The sequence below is a fragment of the Portibacter marinus genome (assembly GCF_021533195.1).
Taxonomy (GTDB): domain Bacteria; phylum Bacteroidota; class Bacteroidia; order Chitinophagales; family Saprospiraceae; genus Portibacter; species Portibacter marinus.
This window is the reverse complement of record NZ_JAJNKB010000003.1, coordinates 608,625-630,067: the sequence shown is the minus strand read 5'-3', so window position 1 is coordinate 630,067 and position 21,443 is coordinate 608,625. Positions and strand designations below refer to the sequence as shown.

Sequence of the window (21,443 nt, the reverse complement as noted above, 5' to 3'; positions counted from 1 at the left end):
TCAGGCTCGCTCAGTCCGTTGACATACATTAAAGATACCTGAAATTAATCTCTAGTTTGAACCTTTGTCAAAGATCCAACGAGCCATGAAATCCAGTAAATCCTCCCTGTACAAGGCATGCCCATTTTTGTTAAACAATAAGAGAGAATAATTAGAATCTCTCTGACTCAAAGACTTTTCAATGAGGTTAATGCTTTTAGATATTCTAATATTTTCGTCCTTACCTCCATATACGAATAGTATGGGTATGTTGACCTCCATCCAATAAGGCATTGGGTCATAATTCCCAATGGTCTTAATAAATGTTTTAGCGGGTTGGTTAAGATCTGTAGGAAACCCTTCAACAACCCGTTTTCCTTTTAAAGCACCATTTTTTGCTTTGTTTAATGCGTCGATATAATCCTGTCCATCGGTGTCGTTTAATGCTGCATTGATGGCTAATTGATTGATTTCATTCACTTTTTCAATCTCCAAACGATTTAATCCTTCTTTTTCAGCCATGAGTTCAACTTCATCCATCATTTGTTCTACCATGGGGACTACGGAAGCTGAAACACTTACTACAAATTTGATGTCGGTTGAAATGGAAGCTGCAAGGGGAACGATATGGCCGCCCTGACTAAACCCTATAACACCTATTCTGCTGGTATCGACACCACTGATGCCCTTTAAGTAATGAACTCCTGCTATGGCATCTTCGGATAATTCAGTAAAATCTGAGGTTACCCAGTTGCCAGTGGTCTTACCGCTACCACGCTTATCTGGATATAAAACTGCAATCCCTCTTTTGATGAGTGATTCTGCATATGCTGAGGTCCACAGATTATCGCGAGAACTGCTTCCTGAGCCGTGGACAATCACGACAGCAGGAAAGCTTTCCTGATGCAAAGGCTGATATAGAGTAGCAGCAATTTGTATTTCATCATTGTGATAGCTTACTTCACTGGATTGATACAGCTGTTGTTTCGTTTGACTATGCGCAGCGAAGCTGCACGCCAATGTAGTAATGAGTATGAAGAGTAATTTAAGTAGAGTTATATTTATTTCTTTTTCCATTTGTGACTCTTATTGGATTCTGACATAATCAATTTCCCATACCGTTTTCCAGTCGTCCAGACCTTCTTTAATACCTTGCCATTTCCATGTGAAGGAATCAGGCTTAATATCGGTAAAAATCATCCTGTAGGTTGCGCCTCTTTCATCCTCATTCTTAGTTTTGAAGATTCTATCTTCACCTTGACGTTCACCCACGAACTCATAATAACCACCCTGATTGTATGCCCACGCTTGATGCCATGCGTTGTCTGCAGTGTTAAGAACAGAAATACTGGTTCCTTTAAAATTCCGTGAAGGATCGTTGAAGTTTTCTTGTATGACTTTGCCATCCAAAATTTTGAGCACTGTATTGGTGCCTACTATTCTGGTTGAGTCATTTGAAATCCAACTGACTTCCCATTCTCCAACCCAAAAATCAAACAAGTTTTCTACGGAATGGTCACTGATGGTCTCTTCGATCCAATTGGAGTACTTAGATACCCTGGTATAATACTCCGTAACACCATCTACAAGATTGGTTGCGGCCCTCATGGTTCCCGGTTTTCCCTGAATGCCAGTAAGTCCGTTGCCGAAGTCACCTATTCCGGCTATAATAACTTCCTGGCCAACTTCATTCATTTCGGTGTACAATGGGACAGGTTTTACATGCTTTAAAGGTTGATTGAGTTTGATGAGTGCGAGATCAGGCCTGTCTTCTTCCTCCCATTCAGGGTGGATAAAAATCTGATGGATCCCGACAGAATCGCCGGCGACGATAAGTTTGTGATCATTTTTAATGGTTTCGGCAACATGTGCTGCACTAAGCACCCATTGATCTGTAATGAGTGTACCTGCAACATCTGTTTCATTGTATTTGACGATGGCATCAATGACAGGGAGATTTTTAGCCAATTCAATAAACTGTTTTTCTTCAATGTCATGCCGAATGATGATAGAGTTCAGTTCTATGGTATAGAAGATTGAAAGTAATAAGGTCAATGCTTTTATGATGTGTTTCATGTCAATGAGTTATTCGGTTTGTATTGATTTGTCAGAACCGTTGTTAAGAGGTGATAAGCAAAGGTGTGTTTTGGAAGGTCCATCATATCCTAAGTTTTTTCAAATATATTTGATATATCAAATAAATACAAATTTTGTTGAATTTTTCTCTTCAATGTTTGCCGTACCTGTTCTATCTGGATATTCTAAAAATTTCAGTATCTTACTAGTCACTAAAAAACCAAACAATGAAAAGAAGAGATTTCACCAAGTACGCTTCCCTGGGAGCTATTGCCATTTCCGCCTTTGGAAAAATAGCCTTTAATGGCAGTAAATATGTAGCAGATTGCGAAACCACATCAGATATTTTGGGACCGTTTTATCGGCCTAACGCTCCTCTGAGGAACAATTTAGTTGTTCCCGGAAAGGAGGGCATGTTGGTTAAATTGAAAGGAATGGTTCGCCTTCCGGACTGTACTACTCCATTTAAAGATGCAAGGGTGGAATTATGGCATTGTTCTCCTGATGAGATCTATGACAACGACAGTGATGATTTTTTATACAGAGGAACAACCATGTGTGATGAAAATGGGGCCTATGAATTTACGACGCATTTGCCTGTACCTTATCAGGCCAGTCCGGGCAATTACAGACCGGCTCATTTCCATATGTTGATCAGCGCGCCTGGCTATCAAAGTCTGGTAACCCAGATTTATTTTAAAGGTGATGAATATCTGGACGATGACGCAAGCTCATCATCTGCTGCGGCCCAAAACAGAATCGTTGATGTCAAGAAAGAAGGCGAAATGAGTGTGGTGGAGTACCATGTCACGATGCAGGATAAGTTTTTGGTATCGCCGGAATCACTCGATCGGATTGTAGGTAAATACAAAATGAGTAAAGGGGACAGAGAAATGGAATTTTTCAAACATGAAGGGCAGCTATGGATGAAGAACGAAATATTTGGCCTTGGTTTTAATTATGTGGGAGACAATACCTTTGTATATCCGGGAACCAGCAATCCTAATACCATAACCTTTGAATTAATCGAAGATGGCGGAGTGACGGCCAATATTCTCAGAGTGAATGGTCAAGGGGAGGAAACAAAAATGCAGGCGCATAAGATTTAAATAGAAAACAATATATATTGAACAGTATTTGTGGGAGTGATAAATTTGACCTTCGACTCTAATCCGCTCCCAACCAGAGCCGTAGTTGGAATTGTAGACATAACCTACTAAACTAATAAGTCCATGTTTGTTGGAATAAAGTATGGCAGTTACATATTGCTGAAAAGTTAAACTTTCATCATTCGTTTGCACATTCAATGTATCATAGAAATAACCATTAACTTCAAAATTAGTGCAATAGAATTTTCTATCTGCTTCATAAGATCTAAGATAGAAAGCTTCCATGCATCATGGTATTGAAAGAAAGGTCTTAGATGCTCGAAAAAATTGCTGTTCTAGAAACAACATCCAGCTTTCCTAAATGAATGCAAAAAGCCCTGCAAAATCTAATTTACAGAGCTTTCTTTCATTGTTGACCCACTAGGACTCGAACCTAGAATGACGGTACCAAAAACCGTAGTGTTGCCAATTACACCATGGGTCATCCTTTAAATGGACGGCAAATTTATAACAAAAAAATTAATTTCCTACCGTTCTTAATGAAAATTTCAATCAGACCCAAAAACTCTTTTCCGCACCACCACACCTCTCAAACCCATAGCAACCATACACTTTATCAAAGCTTTCAACCTCCGCATCTTCCATTAAAACATACTCCAATTAAAACTTTAAGCATACATTAACCAATATTTATCCCAATATAGTACCGTTGTAATGAACCCTTTTCCCTAATTTTGCTTAATACAGGTAATAGTATAAGAAAATGAATTATCCAAATTTTAGCACCATCGACGAAGAAATTAAAACCAGACTCAAGAACTGGAAAGAAATCATAGAGAATTACAAAACGCCTGATAATACAAAAGCAGTGATCCAAATCATCACTTCTTTTGCTCCATTTATCGGCCTTTGGATCTTAATGTACCTCAGCCTGAGTTGGTCCATCTGGATCACCATTGGACTGGGTTTGATCAATGCATTTTTCCTGGTTAGAATTTTTATCATCCAACACGACTGCGGTCACCAGTCTTTCTTCACGAATAAGAAAGCCAATGAAATCATTGGTTGGATTTGCAGTATTTTTAGTTCACTTCCCTTTAAGTATTGGGCTAAAGTACACAATTTCCATCATGCACACTCCGGACAGCTTGAAGTGCGCGATATCGGAGATGTGCCTTTCAAAACAACTGAAGAATTCAGACAAATGTCCAGGTGGGGCAAACTCAAATATCGCATCTTGCGGACTCCACTCGTCCTGTTTGTCATATCACCCATTTACTATTTCGCGATCTCCAATAGAATCGGCGTAGAATGGAAAGCGGTCCGAAGAATCAAACTTAGAAATCTATTCAAAAACAATTTCGTCATCGCCGCAGTCTACATTGGCCTGGCATGGTTGATCGGCTGGAAAGAATTTTTTATCATTCAGTTTATGCTGATCTTTGTCTTTGGAATCATTGCATTCTGGTTCTTTTACGTTCAGCACCAACATGAGTTTTCCTACAAGCATTGGAAGAAAAATTGGGACTTCCTGGTATCGGCCATTCGCGGTAGTACCTATTATAAGTTGCCAAAACCGCTTCAATGGTTAACGGGTAACATTGGCATACACCACATACACCACCTGAGTTCCTCCATTCCTAACTACAATTTGCCGAAAGCACTAAAGGAACATAAAATACTCAGCGAATATGTCACTGTCGTGAAAATCAAGGATACCTTTAAGATTCTGAGAAGCAAACTTTGGGATGAGGAATTACAGCGAATGCTTTCGTTCCGTGAATTCTATCGTTTAGAAAAGGTCCGATTAAGCTAATCTTCGAGCGAAAAACTGGTGAGTATTTCTTCAGCGACTTTTGAATAATACTCAAATCGTTCTTCCTGACTGGTAAATGTCAATACATAGGCTTTGTCCTTGACGATAAAGTAGTGTTGGTAAAACTTTAAGTCGTGTACACCTTGCCTTCCTGTATAGATTAAACGATGTATTTCAGGTTCTCCTCCCAGGTTTTTACTTTCTAAAATCGCACTATCAGTAATGAGATTTTTAATCTGATCCTCTGAAAGCGAAGCATATTGCTCCAAACTTAGCTTCAAACCGGACAAATCCTGAATGATCAGGTTGACATTGGCCCTGAATGTGGAATTGGCTGATTCAACGGGACTAAAAAGAAAAAATTGAGTGCCAAGCTGTCCGGAATCATCCAGCGTCCAGGTCGAGGGGTAGGATATAGTATAATCTGCAGTTTCGTATTTCTTCCATTCTTTCGAGGTCTTTTGTGCCAATGTGAGGGTGGAAAAACCCAAACATAGCATCCAGATCCAAAAGTTTTTAACCACTGATTGTTGCTGTTTTTTCATACACCTGTTCTACTAGTATGTCGTAAAGGTACTCATGGAATTCGGGAAATTCCGGTAAATCATTGTGCGATCCTCCTTCTATCGTGTAAAGTGTCGCCCGATCCTTGTTTTCTTCGTATAGCTTCTTTCCTTGCCGATAGCTGATCAATCGGTCTTTGTTGCCGTGTATAATATGGATGGGACAATTAACATTCTTTAAGAACTGGTTGGTAGGGATTTTATACCTGGATAGCAGGTCAATAGGTATCCAGAAACCCCATCTTTTCATATTGAAATTGAAACTGTAGTAAGGAGAATCCAAGATCAGCATCTTCGGATTATTCCAGGATGCAATGCGTGCCGCAATCCCACTGCCAAATGATCTGCCTAAAATGACTACATTTTCTTCATCGTATTGTTCCAATAGTTTTTTGTACAGAAATTGGGCATCACTATACAATACCGCTTCTGTCCTCCTGCCCTTACTTTTGCCAAAACCTCTATAATCCACCATGAAAAAATCATAGCCCTTTCCTACATAGTCCTTGGCAAATTTACCCCAACCTTTGACACTCTTCGAATTACCTTTTAAGAAAAAAACGACGCCAAGGGCATTGGGGATTTTAAAATGGATGCCATTGATCATTCCACCATCCTCCATTTCGTAATGAACTTCTTCAAAAGGGAAGGGATACTTATATTGAAAATTCTGAGGAAGGACTTCCGGACGAAAAAAGAAGTAGTGCTGAAAGACATAGAAAAACATCAATATACCCAAGTAGACAAGTGCGAGTGCGAATAGGATCTTGAATATCATAGAAGGCGGCCTCTGTTTACGTTACAGGTTAAGATAAAAATTTTTTAAGGGCTTGAAAGACTTGCAATGAGATAAATGCTATCGTTTTTTATAGATGGCCTGCAAGTTGCGACCATATCCATTGTAATCCAGACCATATCCTACTACGAAAACATCTTCAATCTCAAAGCCGACATGGTCAATCTGAATATCGTGCTGAAAGGCTGTTGGTTTGGTGAGCAGACTGACGACTTCTACATGTTTGGGTCCTTTGGAATACAATTGAGGTAAGAATTTCTGTAGTGTTTTTCCGGAATCCACAATGTCCTCAATCAATATGACGGTACGGTCTTTGACACTATCGTCCACTCCGATGACCTCATTAAGCGAATCAGTAGATTTGGTGCCGTCGTAGGAATAGTACTTAACGAATTGCACTTCGCAGTCTCCGTCGAATTCCCTGATGATGTCAGCCATAAAAACAAAGGCACCGCTCAACATTCCAAGAAAGAGTGGATTTTCAAATTCAAATTTACGGGTCAATTCATAACCTATTTCACCTACCCGATCATCGATATCATCTCGATCAATAAAAGCTTCGAATTCCAGGTCGTGAATCTTAATCATATGCCGTAAGAGTCTATGAGGTATATTAATGAGGTCATCGCAGCCGCTCCTAGATTCAATTCTCTCTTGTTCACGGCTTCAATATGATCTTCCGCCGTGTGATGAAAGTCAAAGTAGCGTTGGGAATCAGGACGCAAGCCAAAAAGCAGTGGACCCTGTTCTTTCAATGGGCTGATATCTGCACCTGAGCCACCCTTTATTAAAGTCACTCCATATGGCTCAAGCAGTGTAAACCAACTGGAAACCTTCTTGAATTTTTCATCGAAGTATGAATCTAAACCGTCCGTGCTGAATGCTCTGGGAGTAAAACCTCCGGCATCTGACTCAATGGCTGACAAATGTTTCTCACCATTTTCTTTGGCTAGCCTTGCATATTCTCTTCCACCAGCCAAACCATTCTCTTCGTTGGCAAACATGACCACTCTAATGGTGTGTTTGGGTTGATAATTCATTTTCTTAAAAATTTCTACCACAGCCATCGCCTGAACACAACCTGCGCCATCATCATGGGCTCCACCTCCCAGATCCCAGGAATCCAGGTGACCTCCCACCACGATGATCTCATCAGGCTTTTCTGATCCTTTCCATTCTCCGATAATGTTATAATTCGTCTGATTAGGAATGATTTCGTTATCGTTAGAAAAGCTCAGTTCCAGGTCTGGATTCCTGCTCAGCATATCACTTAACATTTCAGCAGCGTTGGTACTGATGGCAATCGAAGGAATGCGTTTTACCCCGTCTTCGTAGATGGATGATCCTGTATGAGGTACATCGTCCAACTTATTGGTCATGGATCGCACGATGGCTCCTACCGCTCCGTACTTAGCAGCTCTTGAGGCACCGAACGCTCTTTGATCTACAGCCCCTCCGTAGGCATTAAATGTGTTGATTAAAGTAGGATCCATGGGCCTGTTGTAGAAGACTATTTTCCCGGAGATCATTTCTTCTCCCAGTTGATCAACTTCATCTAGTCCGTTGACCTCGATGATCTTTGCTCTGACTTCCTTTCCTTCTGTACCTATGGTGTTACCAAGGGATGTAGAAGGCAAAAGTATTTTAGCATTATCGGTCAGATGGGCGAAAACCTGGCTTTCCTCCTTTCGATTCCAGTAAGTGGTTTCAGTTGCCTGTCTGAATGTGGTGGTAACGCCCAGTGAATCCAATATATGTTGTGTGTAATCTTCGGCTTTATAACTGTTGGGTGAGCCCGCTAATCGACCACCTATATTTTCTGATAAGTGCGTCAACCATTCGTATGCATTGCTTTCCGCCAATGCTGTTTCGTATATTTTTTTAATAACGAATGCATCATCAGATGTCTGGGCTTGCAGCATGAAAACATGGACATAAAATAAGAGGAATACTAAAACCGGTTTGATCATGAACTTCAATTTAAAGTCTAAGATAAACCTTTATCTATATTTTTTAGAACCACATTGCAGTGAACAATAGGCTGAGCGATTAATCTTGCTGTGCAAAGACTTTTCTGAGAAGGTCCGTGCTGCGTTGGTCTATATTATTGCGGATACCTTTTTCTTTTACGGCAATCAATCCAAACAAGCCATCCAAAGCTTTAGTGTTCACATGATCATCCAATTCAGGGTTGACCTTTTTCACAAAAGGCAATTTGTTATAGGCATCAGTGGCCGACTTCCAATATGAACGGGCATTGACTTCATCCAATGCAGAAACAATGACAGGCATGAACTCATCATATAATTTCTTCCTGCTTTTAGCACTGAGGTAGTCGGTGGCAGCGTCGTCTTCGCCCTTAAGAATATTCATGGCATCATCAAAGGAGATGGAACGGACGGCATCGACAAAAATAGGGGTGGCTTTCTTAGCCGCTACTTCTGCTGCACGGTTCATTCTCAAGATGAGTTCCTGTTCTACGTTTTCGAATCCCGGAACGAGTTTCAATTTGCTGATCACTTTCTGCGCTTCTTCCGGCACTTCTATTTTATAAGTGGAAGCAAGGTAGCCATCTTCAGCTGAAAGCCTGGTGACGGCTTCGTCTATCCCTTTATCCAATGCTTGCTTCAGTCCAGCGGCGATTTCGTCCTTAGACAGGGGATTTTCGCCTTCCAATACTTTTTTGCCTTTGTCAATGAGGCCGCCAAGGTTAATCTGGGCGTTGGATATTGTGAATGTAAGAATTGCCAATAGCAAGAAAGAAAGTCTCATTTTAAAATATTTTACCGCTTATAGAACGATAGGAATTTGTAATTGATTTGATCTAATTATTAAAGCTTTGTTAATTTATGTGATGTTGGCAAAGATGTGATACGCTACAATGGACAGGTTTTTGCTATATTTGATATCAACAAAACAAAACAACGATAGAAAATGAAAAATCTAATCACCCTTTTATGCCTTTTTACTTTGGGACTTTCCCACGCTCAAAGTGGTTTCATAAATTTTGACGGAATGTTTGCTCCTACAGTGTTTATCGATCAAAATACCCCAGCTGATGCTTATTCTGATGGATATGTTACATTTACTGGTGGAGCAGAGGTATTAGATTGCAGAAGTTTTACTATCACGGGTTTTTCCACACCTAACGCATTAAAATTTAATCCTGTTATTACAGGAACTATCGAAGATATTTTATTTGATGGACCTACGAGTGGAATAAGCTTTAATGCAGGATTTAGTGCAACTCCAGGAAACTTAATTGTAGAAGCCTTCGACGAAAATGGAGCATCTGTGGAAGTTCAATCTTTTGCGATAGCTGGAAGCGGATTTGAAACCGTTACTATTTCTTCGACCAGAGTTACAAGGGTTAGGGTCTCGCTTGACCAACCTGGATACGTTGATGATATCGCTTATACAAGGGATCCTTTATTCAATGTACCCACACTTTCTCAATGGGGCTTAATCATTTTAGGATTGTTTTCGATGATTTTTGCTGTTGCAGTCGGTCGTTCACAGACTAAAAAGCTTTTTGAAAAGGCCTAGTACTTGTCAGGATTGGGCGGTTTTAATTTCCCATCATCCGATTCCACAGATCACGGAACCATCCATCTGGATTTTCTGGAGGGCCGGCAGAATCACCTGTTAAAGTATAAGTACCTTCACGGTTTTTCTCCAGCGTAAATCTAAATACAAATTGGCTGCTATCATCATTGTCTAATGAAAACCGCCCGAATCGCAGATCATTGACAATAATCGTTGAACTGTCAGGTTTTTCGTAGGTATTGTAGCCATCACTAAACCACCTTAGCACTTCTACTGCTTCATCATTCTCATGCCCTTTAATAGCATTACTATTAACAGGAATAGTAAGTATATCATTGACTTCAGGCAGTGAATCTAAGATAGAATAAAAGCCGGTGTAAAATACTTCATTGCCCATGGCGACACAATTCCACAGCAGGTTATTGGCAATGGTAGGTGATGTAAAAATTTCGGTATACGGGAGATTTTGGTCAATTAATGAACTTTCAAATGCCGCATTGACCTCCGCCTTGTTTCGAAAAGTCCACATCATGTATAATGAACTGATCGTTAAACCTGCAATGGTCAACCACAACCTGGCTTTGTGGCTTTTCTTTAAAAAGGCTGCTATAAGTACAAGAATTAAAAATGGTGCGGTATAGAGTGGATCAAAAACCGAAATATTATTGAACGCCACCCTGTAATCTGAAAAAGGCTGAAAAACCTGTGTTCCATAGGTCGTAAAGCAATCCAGAATAGGATGCGTAACAATCGTCAGGAAAAAGAAAACATACCAGTGGGTGAAAGTCATTTTGACATGTTCCAGTGGATTCTTCATATAATAATTGGTCCACAATCGATACGAGAAAAACCCAACCAAAAGCAAGCTGATCAAAATAAGCCAGACTGAAACTCCTCCAGAGGCCACTACCGGAATAAAATTTAAAATACCTGCCATGAAAACCATCATCAAAATGGCACCCACAAAAGAGGCGATCTTATGAGCTTTGCGCTGGTAGTATCCCGATGAATACAATCGATGCACCAAAAAGCTGATCAGGACCGAAAACAAAATGGCAAAGGTAAATGAATGCATAAATCCGCGATGGAATGCCAATGCGTCCAGCTCACTCATAAAAAGTGCTCCTATGATGACATCGAGATCTGGTATGGTACCAGCTACTGCGCCCCATAGCATTGCTCTATTGCCCAGCTTTTTACCTGCCACAACTTCACCGACTGCCGCTCCTAAAACAATTTGAGTTAATGAATCCACTTACGACGTAACAGAAGTTTCAGCCTTTGGTTCTTTAGCCGAGATGATTTTCAAGGCAACTTTAGAAGCTGATTGTTCAGCAGATTTTTTATTGAAGTCTTCTGCTTCAGCAGTCTCTTCACCATCGATCAGTACTGCGATTCGGAATCGATCTCTCTTTTCGTGCTTAAATTTTGACAGGACTTTGTAATCAACCTCCTTTCCGGTTTTTTGACAGAATTCAAGTAATTGAGACTTATAATTATCATCCGTAGACTCTAGTTGATGAATATCCAGGTACTTTCTGAGTACATTTCGAATGATATAATCCCTGGTGTCGTTGTACCCATGTTCTATGTAAATGGCACCTATCAACGCTTCTAAAGCATTGCCCAACATAGATTTGGATAGATTTCCCTGAGAATAATCGGTGAGTATCATATCGATGCCCATCTTATCAGCGATCTCATTTAAAGTTTTTCTCTTGACGATTTTGGATCGCATTTTAGTCAGGAAACCTTCGGCTTTATTGGGATATTTTTTAAAAAGATATTCTGCTACTACGGTAGAAAGGATGGCATCTCCCAGGTATTCCAGTCTTTCGTTATTGAAATCACCGGCCAATTTATCATTCATAGATTTATGATAGAAAGCCAATTTGAAAATACGAAGTCTCGATGGCGTAAAACCAACGACAGACTTGATCTTACGGGCAAGCTCCTTTTCAGGAGATAGAAAATAATTATAGAACTTCCTAATGTAGCCCAAAATCCTTTAGCTTACTTTTTTAAAAACGATAGATGTATTGTGACCTCCGAATCCGAAGGTGTTACAAATTACGTTATTTACTTCTCTTTCCTGTGTCTTGTTAAACGTTAAATTCAATTTGGGGTCTATTTCCGGATCATCCGTAAAATGGTTGATCGTGGGTGGAATTTTATTCTCCTGTAGGGCAAAGATGCTTGCGATAGATTCGATAGCACCTGCTGCTCCCAATAAGTGACCTGTCATAGATTTTGTGGAACTGATGTTGAGATCGTAAGCAGCCTCACCGAAAACGTTGACAATCGCTTTGATCTCAGCAATATCACCTAATGGCGTAGAGGTTCCATGTACATTAATATAATCTATATCCTCTTTGCTCACGCCTGCATCCTGAAGGGCCAATTCCATCACCCTGGTCACCGCCAGTCCATCGGGATGAGGTGCGGTAATGTGGTAAGCATCTGCAGTCATGCCTGACCCGCCTACTTCGGCATATATCTTTGCGCCTCTGGCTTTAGCATGCTCATACTCTTCTAATATCAGTGCACCGGCACCTTCGCCCAATACAAAGCCATCGCGATCCTTATCGAAAGGTCTGGATGCTGTCTCCGGGCTATCATTTCTTTCTGATAGTGCCTTTAAAGATGAGAATCCACCTACACCTGCCTTGACAATACCTGCTTCTGAGCCGCCGGCTATAATAATATCTGCTTTTCCAAGTTTTATATAATCCGTCGCATTGCCAATGGCGTGAGAGGAAGAAGCACAGGCAGATACGGTGGCATAATTGATCCCCCTTAATCCGTACTTGATGGAAATGTGTCCAGGAGCAATGTCTGAAATCAATTTGGGAATCAGAAAAGGAGAGTACCGATGTCCGGGCTCAGCAAGTGCAGCTTCTGTAATATCATTTTCAATGGTATAGAAACCACCGATTCCACTCCCCCAGATTACGCCTGCTCTTTCCAGGTCTATTTTCTCCAGATCTAAACCGCTATCCTGCATAGCCTCTTCAGCTACGACCAAGGCAAATTGAGTAAAAGGATCCAATCTTCTGGCTTCTCTTTTGTGAAAGTGATCTTCAGGATCGAAGTTTTTGACTTCGCAGGCAAACTTAGTTTTGAAATGCTCAGTATCAAAATGCGTTATGGGTTTGGCACCACTTACACCGTCAAATAATGCTTTTTTGTATTCTTCTGCTGTATTACCTATAGGTGTCAACGCTCCTATCCCTGTGACTACAACTCTTCTCATAATCTAGTAAATTGGCCTAAAAATAATGTAAAAAAAATATCCACAAACATTATCTATAACATTTGTGGATATGTGAATGAGGCGAAACCTCATGTATTACTGCTGAGATTCCAGATATTCTACTGCTTGTCCAACAGTCTGAATTTGTTCAGCTTGTTCATCTGGAATAGAAACATCAAATTCTTTTTCAAATTCCATAATAAGTTCTACAGTGTCGAGGGAGTCAGCTCCCAGGTCATTAGTAAAACTAGCTTCAGGTGTGACTTCAGATTCATCAACACCTAGTTTATCAACGATGATCTTTTGTACTTTGTCTGCAATTTCTGACATGATATAAAATCTTTTAAATTTAGAATTGCGAAATTAATGCTTTATTCCTGCAATCCCTAAAAATGTTCGAGAAATTTAACTCTGAATTACTATATGAGAGTTCCAATTTCTTCCAATTTATTATAAATTTAGAAGAAGAAAACTATTTTTGTTCGCTTATTGCAGTAAATTATGCCCTTGTATATTCATTGGTTTTGGGGCATTCTTAGAACCAAATTAATACTAGACTTATGAAAATTGTAGATCATCAGAATACTAAGATCGTGGCCACCGTTGGGCCGGCATGTAGCAGTGCTGCTATGCTTAAAAACTTAGTAAAGGCAGGAGTGGATGTTTTTCGCTTAAATTTCTCACACGGAACGCACGAACAGCACAAAGAGGTCATCGACAGGATTGTTGATATCAGGGAAAAGTACGGGGTGTACGTGAGTATTTTGGCCGATCTTCAGGGACCTAAGATTCGAATTGGAAAAATAGAGGATGATGGTTTCCCCATCAAAAAAGGGGATGAAATCATGTTCGTTAATGAAGAAGTGCTGGGAAATAAAGAGCGCGTGTCCATCAGCTATAAGGAGTTTCCCAAAGATGCCAATCCGGGAGAAAAGATTTTGTTAGATGACGGCAATGTCATCATGCAAGTGGTTGAAACCAATGGTGAAGATGCTGTAAAGATGAAAGTCTTGTATGGATCAAGATTGAGTTCGAACAAAGGAGTAAACCTTCCGGATACCAGCGTTTCTATCCCATGTCTGACAGAAAAAGATTTGATTGATCTAGATTACATCTGTACCCAGGATGCAGTGGATTGGATCGCACTTTCATTTGTGAGAAAGTCGGCAGATGTTAAGCAACTAAGGGGTATCATCGAAGAAAAGGGCTTTTCGGCGAAGTTGATTTCCAAGATAGAAAAACCGGAAGCCATTGAAAATATAGATAAAATCATCAAGGCATCTGATGGGATAATGATTGCCCGAGGAGATCTGGGGATTGAAGTCGAAATGGAAAAACTGCCAGCGTTGCAAAAAATGATCATCAAAAAGTGTCTGAAAAGAGGAAAGCCTGTAATCACAGCAACTCAAATGATGGATTCTATGATCAAGAATCCAAACCCTACGCGAGCTGAAATTTTAGATGTAGCCAATGCGGTATTAGATGGTACTGATGCGGTGATGCTTAGCGGCGAAACTTCTGTCGGGGCACATCCGGCATTGGTGGTTGAAAAGATGAATCAGATCATTACCGAGGCTGAGAAAAATTATGAGTGGACCGGCAAGAGACCAAAGCCCAATAGAGAATCAGAAACGTTCCTTTCTGACACCATTTGTCTTAATGCGGCAAAGGTCGCTGAAGATGTGGGTGCAACAGGAATTGCAGGATTAACCATTTCGGGGTATACGGCCTTCAAAATTTCGAGCTACAGACCGAACAGCAAGATTTTTATTTTTTCAGCGAAACAGAAAATTCTGAATACACTAAACCTGGTTTGGGGTGTCAAAACTTTCTATTATGATAAGTTTACGACCACAGACGAAACCATTGAAGATTTATCCAATATCTTGCAGAAAAGCAGAACGGTCAAGAAAGGCGATGTTTTGGTCAATACAGGAACCATGCCGCTACGAGATAAGGGTAGGACCAATATGCTGAAGGTGACGCATGTGTAGTTTTGACTTATTCTTCAAGATATTTGAGGAAGGGAGTCTGAATTTGTTGTTCTTTCTTGAATTGTAGGGGTGAACATCCTTTGTATTTCTTGAAAACGCGGTTAAAATGACTGACGTTGTTAAAGCCTGTACTAAATGCGATGCTTTTTATATCGCTTACTTCCTGCTGAAGAATCTTTTGAGAGGCGACATTGACCCGAAGATCATTTAAATAATCAATATATGTTCTTCCCGTTCTTTTCTTAAAAAACCTACAAAACGCTTCAGGTGTATAATTGGTATATTTTGCCAAGTCACTAATTTGAATAGGATTGGTCATATTTTCCATTGTAAATTCAATGGTTTTACGAAGCTTGTTTTCACTTTTATCGGAATAGGCCAGGTTGATATTTGTTTCTTTAGGTAAAGTATGGATGATCAGTTCGAGCAATTCAATAAAATGGGAGAGGCCTTGAAGGTAGTTGCTCTTGTAAATTCTTTCCAATAAGGTGTGAATTTGAGGATCCAGTAGATTACAGGATGAAATCTGATTAAAATATTTTCTACTTTCTTCCATCTCAGGAACATTCATGAGTATGTTATTTAATGGATTTGTACTAAAGAAAAGGCTTAAAGTCTCTACACTTTTATCTGTTTCATTCTTAAAGAGATGTGCCCTGTTAGAAGCAATGATAAATACGTCTCCTTTCTTAAAGCGATAAATATCAGCCTGTACGATGAGAGTACCTTCCCCCTTTTTGATCCAACAGATTTGTATCTCTTCGTGCTTATGGAGGTAAGGGTAGAAGAAATCCATTTTATCTTGTTGAATCACAAAAGATGTATTGCCGGTTTTAGGTATATTAAAAGGGAGTGCTTTCATATTATTTGCATATTAAGACTTCTTTTTTCATAAAATCTGTAGTATAATGTCAATATATGCAAAAAGTCAATCAAGATTTCAATATCAGCATTGGATCTGCAGTATTACTTTTGTCAAAAATCAAAACATCGAATAAATATGGTAAAATGGGAAGGTGTGATTCCGGCAATCACCACAAAATTTAAGGAAGACCTCAGTCTGGATATAGAGGCTTGTAATAAAAATACAAAAGCACAAATTGAGGCTGGTGTCAATGGATTAGTCTTAGGAGGATCACTTGGAGAATCGAGCACGATTACTCCTGAGGAGAGAATGGAGCTTTTGCAGGAGACAAAGAAAACGGCAGATGGTGCCATCTCTGTTATTGTCAATATTGCCGAAAGCAGTACTGCACAGGCCATCAAGCTGGCTAAGTTGGCTCAGGATAACGGTGCTGATGGCCTGATGGCATTACCACCGATGATGTACAAGTCTACTGATGAGGAGACGACCATTTGGTTTGAAACCATCGCTAAGAATACGGATCTTCCCATTTTGGTTTACAATAATCCGGTGGATTATAAGATTGAAGTGACCTTAGATATCTTTGAACGTCTGGTTAAACAAGACAATATTGCAGCAGTGAAGGAAAGCACAAGAGATACGACCAATGTAACGAGAATAAGAAATAGATTTGGCGACCGTTTGAAAATCTTGTGCGGCGTGGATACACTTGCACTGGAAAGTATATTGCTTGGTGCCGATGGCTGGCTAGCCGGTCTGGTTGCTGCTTTTCCAAAAGAAACTTGTGCCATCTACTATCTGGCAAAAGCTGGAAGAATTCAGGAGGCCTTAGAAATCTACAGATGGTTTATGCCATTGCTGGAACTCGATATCAATCCACAATTGGTGCAGAATATCAAGTTGGCAGAAGAATACACTGGTTTAGGCAGCGAGCATGTGAGACCACCCCGAATGCCGCTTACTGGAACAGAGCGCAAGAGCGTCAAAAACATTATTGAAATTGGTTTGAAAACCAGACCAAAGTTGCCTGATTATCTTACCTTGGATGTATTAGAGACTGCTTAGATCAATTAAAAAATTGCAGTTTATAGAATGATAAAAATAATGAATGAAAGGATTTAATATTATAGGCAAGAAAATCAGTGCGAAGAGCGATCAAATCATCAAGGCTGTTGATCCAAGTAACCTTTCAGATCTGGAAGGCGAATTTCACGTGGCCACCAATGAAGAGGCTGAAGAAGCGGTGAAGAAAGCCAAAGCGGCGGCAGAGAAATATTCGAAAGTCAAAGGCAGCAAGAGAGCTCACTTCTTGCGAACGATCGCAGACAAAATAGAAGGGTTAGGTGACCAATTGGTGAAAAGGGTGATGCAAGAAAGTGGATTGCCAGAAGGTCGTGTCAAGGGTGAAAGAGGACGGACTTGTGCTCAATTGAGGTTTTTCGCCGATAAAGTTGAAGAAGGATCCTGGGTTAATGCAATCATTAACAGGGGAGATGTGGATGTGAGGCAATGTCTTGAACCTATCGGGCCAGTGGTGGTTTTCACTGCAAGTAATTTTCCACTTGCCTTTTCGACTGCTGGAGGTGATACAGCATCTGCATTGGCTGCTGGGTGTCCGGTAATTATAAAAGCTCATGAGTCCCATTTGGGAACCAATAATCTTGTAGCCGAAGTCATCATGGGTGCGGCTGTAGAATGCGGATTGCCTGACGGTGTCTTTTCTTCATTAAACGGCGCCGGAAATGAATTGGGAAGCTTTTTGGTCCAACATCCTGATGTTAAAGCAGTAGCTTTTACCGGTTCATATGGAGGAGGAAAAGCATTGTATGATTTGGCTCAAAAAAGAGATGAACCTATACCGGTATTTTCTGAGATGGGCAGTGTTAATCCTGTCTTTATTTTACCTGATGCTATGGAAGCAAAGACCGAAGAATGGGCGGAGGCGGTAGCAAATTCAGTGAATTTGGGTGCAGGTCAATTTTGTACGAATCCAGGGCTATTGATTGTAAAAAGAAATGAATACCTGCTAGCTTTTAGTGACCAGTTGGTCGATGCCTTTACCAGGCTGACTCCTGCTACTATGCTTAATAAGGGGATTTTTCAATCCTATGAGCGAGGGAGACATCAACAATCTCAGCAAAAGGGAGTGGTGATCAAATATGCAGAGATGGATGATGACCCAGATTCGAGAAAGGCCTTACCATGCTTACTTGAAGTAGGTTTTCAAAATTTCATAGACAACCCCAAATTGGCAGAAGAGGTTTTCGGACCGCTTTCCGTTATGATCGTCTGCGAAAACGATGAAGAATTAGCTTCAGTTGCAGACCATCTGCAGGGTCAGTTGACCGCTTCGTTTATTGGCGAGAAAAATGAGTTATTAGCGTACAGTGATTTGATCAACAAAGTAAAGACCAAGGCAGGTAGGATTATTGTCAATGGACTTCCTACTGGAGTAGCAGTGGTGGAGGCCATGCATCATGGTGGACCGTTTCCAGCGACAACAGATGTGCGATTTACTTCAGTGGGAGGGAATGCCATCTATCGGTTTGTGCGGCCGGTGTGCTATCAGGACTTTCCGGACGAGTTACTTCCGGATGCCTTAAAAGAGGAAAATCCATTGGGTATTAATAGGAAGGAATTTTAAATGAGGAAAAAGTTTTTCTGTGTGGATGCACACACTTGTGGTAATCCTGTTAGGTTGGTTGCAGGAGGAGGACCGAACCTTGAAGGTTCAAACATGGGTGAGAAGAGGCTTCATTTTTTATCGGAGTATGATTGGATTAGAAAAGGACTGATGTTCGAACCCAGAGGTCACGATATGATGTCAGGGAGTATTTTATATCCGCCATCTGATCCGGACAACGATGTTGCCGTATTGTTTATAGAGACTTCAGGATGTTTGCCAATGTGTGGACACGGCACAATCGGAACGGTTACCATAGCTATTGAGGAAGGACTGGTCATTCCAAAGCAAAAAGGCGAATTAAGACTAGAAACGCCAGCAGGTCTTGTTCTAGTAACTTATGTGGAGCAAAATGGTAAGGTGGTCTCTGTAAAGTTGGTCAATGTACCTTCATTCCTATATAAGCAAGATTTGGAAGTAGAATGTCCTGATTTGGGTATGCTTAAGGTAGATGTGGCTTATGGGGGAAACTTTTATGCGATTGTAGATCGTCAGCAACATTTTGCAGGCATCCAGAACTACTCAGCTGCTGATTTGATCCGTTGGAGTCCGGTGATCAGGGCTCGTTTAAATGAACAACATCAGTTTATTCATCCGGAAGATCCAAAGATCAATGGTTTGAGTCACATCCTCTGGACGGGTGAGGTCCTGAATAAAGCCTCGACGGCCAGGAATGCAGTTTTTTATGGAGATAAGGCTATAGATCGATCGCCCTGTGGAACGGGAACTTCGGCAAGAATGGCACAGTGGGCTGCCAAAGGTAAATTGAAAGAAGGGGATCAATTTGTTCACGAGAGCATCATAGGGAGTACGTTTATTGGGACGATTGAAGGGTGGACCCAAAGCGGTCCATTTGAGGCGATTTTGCCGGGTATAGAAGGATGGGCCAGGATCACAGGATATAATACGATAATGATCGATGATGAAGATGACCCGTATGCATATGGTTTTCAAGTTTTGTGAGGAGAGGGAAGGGGTTAGTTTTCAGTTGTTAGTTGTCAGTAGTCAGTGGTTAGTTGTTAGTTGTTAGTTGTTAGTTGTTAGTGGGTAGTAGTAAGTTGTAAGTTATTAGTTTGTAGGCTAGGGAGTGATATTTTTTTTGGATGATGATGCTTGGATAAGGTATTGAAATAATTATTAGGAATTAGGAATTAGGAATTGCGAATCTTGCCATTTTATCCCTTAAAGAGCTCCCTTCGCTGCGAGGCTTTGCTGCAGCTCTTAAAGGGAACAGCGAAAGGCGAAAGGTTAACAGCGAATTGCGAAAAGCGAATCCTGCCATTTTATCCCTTAAAGAGCTCCCTTCGCTGCGAGGCTTTGCTGCAGCTCTTAAAGGGAACGGCGAAAGGCGAATTCCGAAAACCGAAAAGCGAATCTCCTTAGTTTATCCCTTAAAGAGCTCCCTTCGCTGCGAGGCTTTGCTGCAGCTCTTTAAGGGAAAGGCGAAAGGCGAACAGTGAAAGGCGAAAACCGAAAACTGAATTGCGAACTTCAATAAAAAATCAAAATTGAGCAACAAAGCGAAAGTGATGATCATCGGTGGCGGGGTCAATGGATTGTGTTCCGCTTATTATTTAAGTCAATCTGGATATGACATTGAAGTCATCGATCCGGGTTTTAGTGCAGAAGGAACTTCATATGGAAATGCCGGTATGATTGTCCCTTCACATTTTATTCCCATGGCATCTCCGGGTATCATTTCAAAAGGTTTAAAGTGGATGTTCAATGCTTCAAGCCCTTTCTACATCAAACCCAGACTAGATTGGCGATTGATACAATGGTTGTGGAGGTTCAACAAGTCATGCTCTTCCAGAAATGTGGAACGCAGCCAGGAATTGATTTGGAAATACAATGAGCTCAGTAAACAGGAATATGCAAAATTGGCACAAAATGAGAATTTGAATTTTGATTTCCACCAGCGTGGTTTAATGATGCTTTTCAAAAGTGAAAAAAGCAAGGCAGAAGAAATAGAAATCGCACAAAAAGCTAATGAAATTGGGATAGAAGCAAAGGTATTGGATCAATCTCAGGTACAATCCCTCAACCCCGATGTCAAAGTTGATGTATTAGGAGGCGTTTACTTTCCTGAAGACGCACATTTATATTCTAATCATTTCATGAGAGACCTCATGGATCTATTGACCAAAAGAGGGGTGAAACTTACTAAAGATTCAGTCATTGGTACAAAGATGGCTAATGATCGTATCACAGCTTTGACGACCAAAAATGGAAAGGTTGTTCTAGCGGATCACTTTATTATAACAGCTGGAGCATGGTCCTGGAAAATTTTGAAAATGCTGGGAATAAAGCTGCTTCTTGAGGATGGAAAAGGCTATTCAATCACCCAGAAAAGCATTGACATAAAACCTACCATACCTGCCATTCTTACAGATGAAAAAGTAGCCATCACACCGATGGGAGATGATTTAAGAATAACAGGGACGCTGGAAATTAGTGGTATTTCAACTAAGATCAACCATAAAAGAGTTCATGGATTTTTAAGTGCAGTTCCAAAGTATTTTCCTGATATGAAAGTTCCAGATCAACCTGCGGTAGATGAAATTTGGACGGGCTATAGACCTTTGAGTTTCGACGGCGTACCTTATGTAGGAAGGTCGAAATCAATCGCAAATCTGGTAGTAGCCACTGGGCATGGAATGATGGGAATGAGTTTGGGTCCGGCAACCGGTAAATTGGTGGCACAAATAGTGAATCAGGAAAATACCGATCTGGATTTGGAATTAATGCGTTTAGGACGATAGG

20 protein-coding genes and 1 tRNA gene are annotated in these 21,443 nt (G+C 40.6%); 8 read left to right on the top strand and 13 right to left on the bottom strand.

Going from position 1 to position 21,443, the window contains the following annotated elements; all coding sequences use genetic code 11:
* Positions 1–51: 51 nt before the first annotated feature.
* Positions 52–1,056, bottom strand: coding sequence for an alpha/beta hydrolase family protein (locus L2567_RS10325; protein ID WP_235297685.1), 1,005 nt, complete (start codon positions 1,054–1,056; stop codon positions 52–54).
* A gap of 9 nt (positions 1,057–1,065) precedes the next feature.
* Positions 1,066–2,055, bottom strand: a complete 990-nt coding sequence (locus L2567_RS10320) for a trypsin-like serine protease (protein WP_235297684.1) — start codon at positions 2,053–2,055, stop codon at positions 1,066–1,068.
* A gap of 227 nt (positions 2,056–2,282) precedes the next feature.
* Here L2567_RS10320 and L2567_RS10315 point away from each other — a divergent pair, with 227 nt between their 5' ends.
* Positions 2,283–3,164, top strand: coding sequence for a dioxygenase family protein (locus tag L2567_RS10315; RefSeq protein ID WP_235297683.1), 882 nt, complete (start codon positions 2,283–2,285; stop codon positions 3,162–3,164).
* A 412-nt stretch (positions 3,165–3,576) separates the two neighbouring features.
* On the opposite strand, the gene L2567_RS10310 is transcribed toward L2567_RS10315, so the two are convergent.
* Positions 3,577–3,648 (bottom strand) — tRNA-Gln (locus tag L2567_RS10310).
* Between the two features lie 279 nt (positions 3,649–3,927).
* Here L2567_RS10310 and L2567_RS10305 point away from each other — a divergent pair.
* Entirely contained in the window at positions 3,928–4,980 is a 1,053-nt protein-coding gene (locus tag L2567_RS10305; RefSeq protein WP_235297682.1) for a fatty acid desaturase family protein, read from the top strand.
* Here L2567_RS10305 and L2567_RS10300 read toward each other — a convergent pair.
* The 5 genes from L2567_RS10300 to L2567_RS10280 all read right to left on the bottom strand — a co-directional run bounded on the left by L2567_RS10300 (position 4,977) and on the right by L2567_RS10280 (position 9,111).
* Complete coding sequence (locus L2567_RS10300) at positions 4,977–5,525, bottom strand: hypothetical protein (protein WP_235297681.1); 549 nt, start codon at positions 5,523–5,525, stop codon at positions 4,977–4,979. The two genes, L2567_RS10305 and L2567_RS10300, sit on opposite strands and share 4 nt — an antisense overlap.
* The gene (locus L2567_RS10295) at positions 5,497–6,321 is read right to left on the bottom strand and encodes an alpha/beta hydrolase (RefSeq protein WP_235297680.1); all 825 of its coding nucleotides are present in this window, start codon (positions 6,319–6,321) and stop codon (positions 5,497–5,499) included. The genes L2567_RS10300 and L2567_RS10295 overlap by 29 nt, the downstream gene beginning before the upstream one ends.
* 78 nt (positions 6,322–6,399) lie before the next feature.
* On the bottom strand, positions 6,400–6,927 hold the full coding sequence (gene hpt, locus L2567_RS10290) for a hypoxanthine phosphoribosyltransferase (RefSeq protein WP_235297679.1): 528 nt from the start codon (positions 6,925–6,927) through the stop codon (positions 6,400–6,402).
* The gene (locus tag L2567_RS10285; protein WP_235297678.1) at positions 6,924–8,309 is read right to left on the bottom strand and encodes a M20/M25/M40 family metallo-hydrolase; all 1,386 of its coding nucleotides are present in this window, start codon (positions 8,307–8,309) and stop codon (positions 6,924–6,926) included. Before L2567_RS10285 ends, hpt begins: the two co-directional genes overlap by 4 nt.
* Positions 8,310–8,388: 79 nt before the next feature.
* Positions 8,389–9,111, bottom strand: a complete 723-nt coding sequence (locus L2567_RS10280) for a DUF4197 domain-containing protein (protein ID WP_235297677.1) — start codon at positions 9,109–9,111, stop codon at positions 8,389–8,391.
* Between the two features lie 162 nt (positions 9,112–9,273).
* On the opposite strand from L2567_RS10280, the gene L2567_RS10275 reads away from it, so the two are divergent.
* Positions 9,274–9,885 carry an IPTL-CTERM sorting domain-containing protein gene (locus L2567_RS10275; RefSeq protein ID WP_235297676.1) on the top strand — a complete coding sequence of 204 codons (612 nt, stop codon included), beginning with the start codon at positions 9,274–9,276 and terminating at the stop codon, positions 9,883–9,885.
* A 22-nt stretch (positions 9,886–9,907) separates the two neighbouring features.
* On the opposite strand, the gene L2567_RS10270 is transcribed toward L2567_RS10275, so the two are convergent.
* From L2567_RS10270 to L2567_RS10255, 4 genes are all read right to left on the bottom strand, one after another.
* Positions 9,908–11,140, bottom strand: a complete 1,233-nt coding sequence (locus L2567_RS10270) for a metal-dependent hydrolase (protein ID WP_235297675.1) — start codon at positions 11,138–11,140, stop codon at positions 9,908–9,910.
* Positions 11,141–11,887, bottom strand: coding sequence for a ribonuclease III (rnc, locus tag L2567_RS10265; RefSeq protein WP_235297674.1), 747 nt, complete (start codon positions 11,885–11,887; stop codon positions 11,141–11,143). It lies immediately after the preceding gene.
* 6 nt (positions 11,888–11,893) lie between these two features.
* Positions 11,894–13,138, bottom strand: coding sequence for a beta-ketoacyl-ACP synthase II (gene fabF, locus L2567_RS10260; RefSeq protein WP_235297673.1), 1,245 nt, complete (start codon positions 13,136–13,138; stop codon positions 11,894–11,896).
* Positions 13,139–13,234: 96 nt separating this feature from the next.
* Positions 13,235–13,468 carry an acyl carrier protein gene (locus tag L2567_RS10255; protein ID WP_235297672.1) on the bottom strand — a complete coding sequence of 78 codons (234 nt, stop codon included), beginning with the start codon at positions 13,466–13,468 and terminating at the stop codon, positions 13,235–13,237.
* A gap of 230 nt (positions 13,469–13,698) precedes the next feature.
* On the opposite strand from L2567_RS10255, the gene pyk reads away from it, so the two are divergent.
* Positions 13,699–15,132 carry a pyruvate kinase gene (gene pyk, locus L2567_RS10250; RefSeq protein WP_235297671.1) on the top strand — a complete coding sequence of 478 codons (1,434 nt, stop codon included), beginning with the start codon at positions 13,699–13,701 and terminating at the stop codon, positions 15,130–15,132.
* Between the two features lie 7 nt (positions 15,133–15,139).
* Here pyk and L2567_RS10245 read toward each other — a convergent pair whose 3' ends face one another.
* Positions 15,140–15,994, bottom strand: a complete 855-nt coding sequence (locus L2567_RS10245) for a helix-turn-helix domain-containing protein (protein ID WP_235297670.1) — start codon at positions 15,992–15,994, stop codon at positions 15,140–15,142.
* Between the two features lie 138 nt (positions 15,995–16,132).
* On the opposite strand from L2567_RS10245, the gene L2567_RS10240 reads away from it, so the two are divergent.
* The 4 genes from L2567_RS10240 (at position 16,133) to L2567_RS10225 (ending at position 21,442) form a co-directional block, all read left to right on the top strand.
* Positions 16,133–17,062, top strand: a complete 930-nt coding sequence (locus L2567_RS10240) for a dihydrodipicolinate synthase family protein (RefSeq protein WP_235297669.1) — start codon at positions 16,133–16,135, stop codon at positions 17,060–17,062.
* Positions 17,063–17,105: 43 nt separating this feature from the next.
* The gene (locus tag L2567_RS10235) at positions 17,106–18,641 is read left to right on the top strand and encodes an aldehyde dehydrogenase (NADP(+)) (protein ID WP_235297668.1); all 1,536 of its coding nucleotides are present in this window, start codon (positions 17,106–17,108) and stop codon (positions 18,639–18,641) included.
* Positions 18,642–19,643, top strand: coding sequence for a 4-hydroxyproline epimerase (locus L2567_RS10230; protein WP_235297667.1), 1,002 nt, complete (start codon positions 18,642–18,644; stop codon positions 19,641–19,643).
* 545 nt (positions 19,644–20,188) lie between these two features.
* A complete protein-coding gene (locus L2567_RS10225; protein ID WP_235297666.1) occupies positions 20,189–21,442 on the top strand; it encodes an NAD(P)/FAD-dependent oxidoreductase in 1,254 nt (417 codons plus the stop codon).
* The last annotated feature ends 1 nt before the right edge of the window (position 21,443 follow it).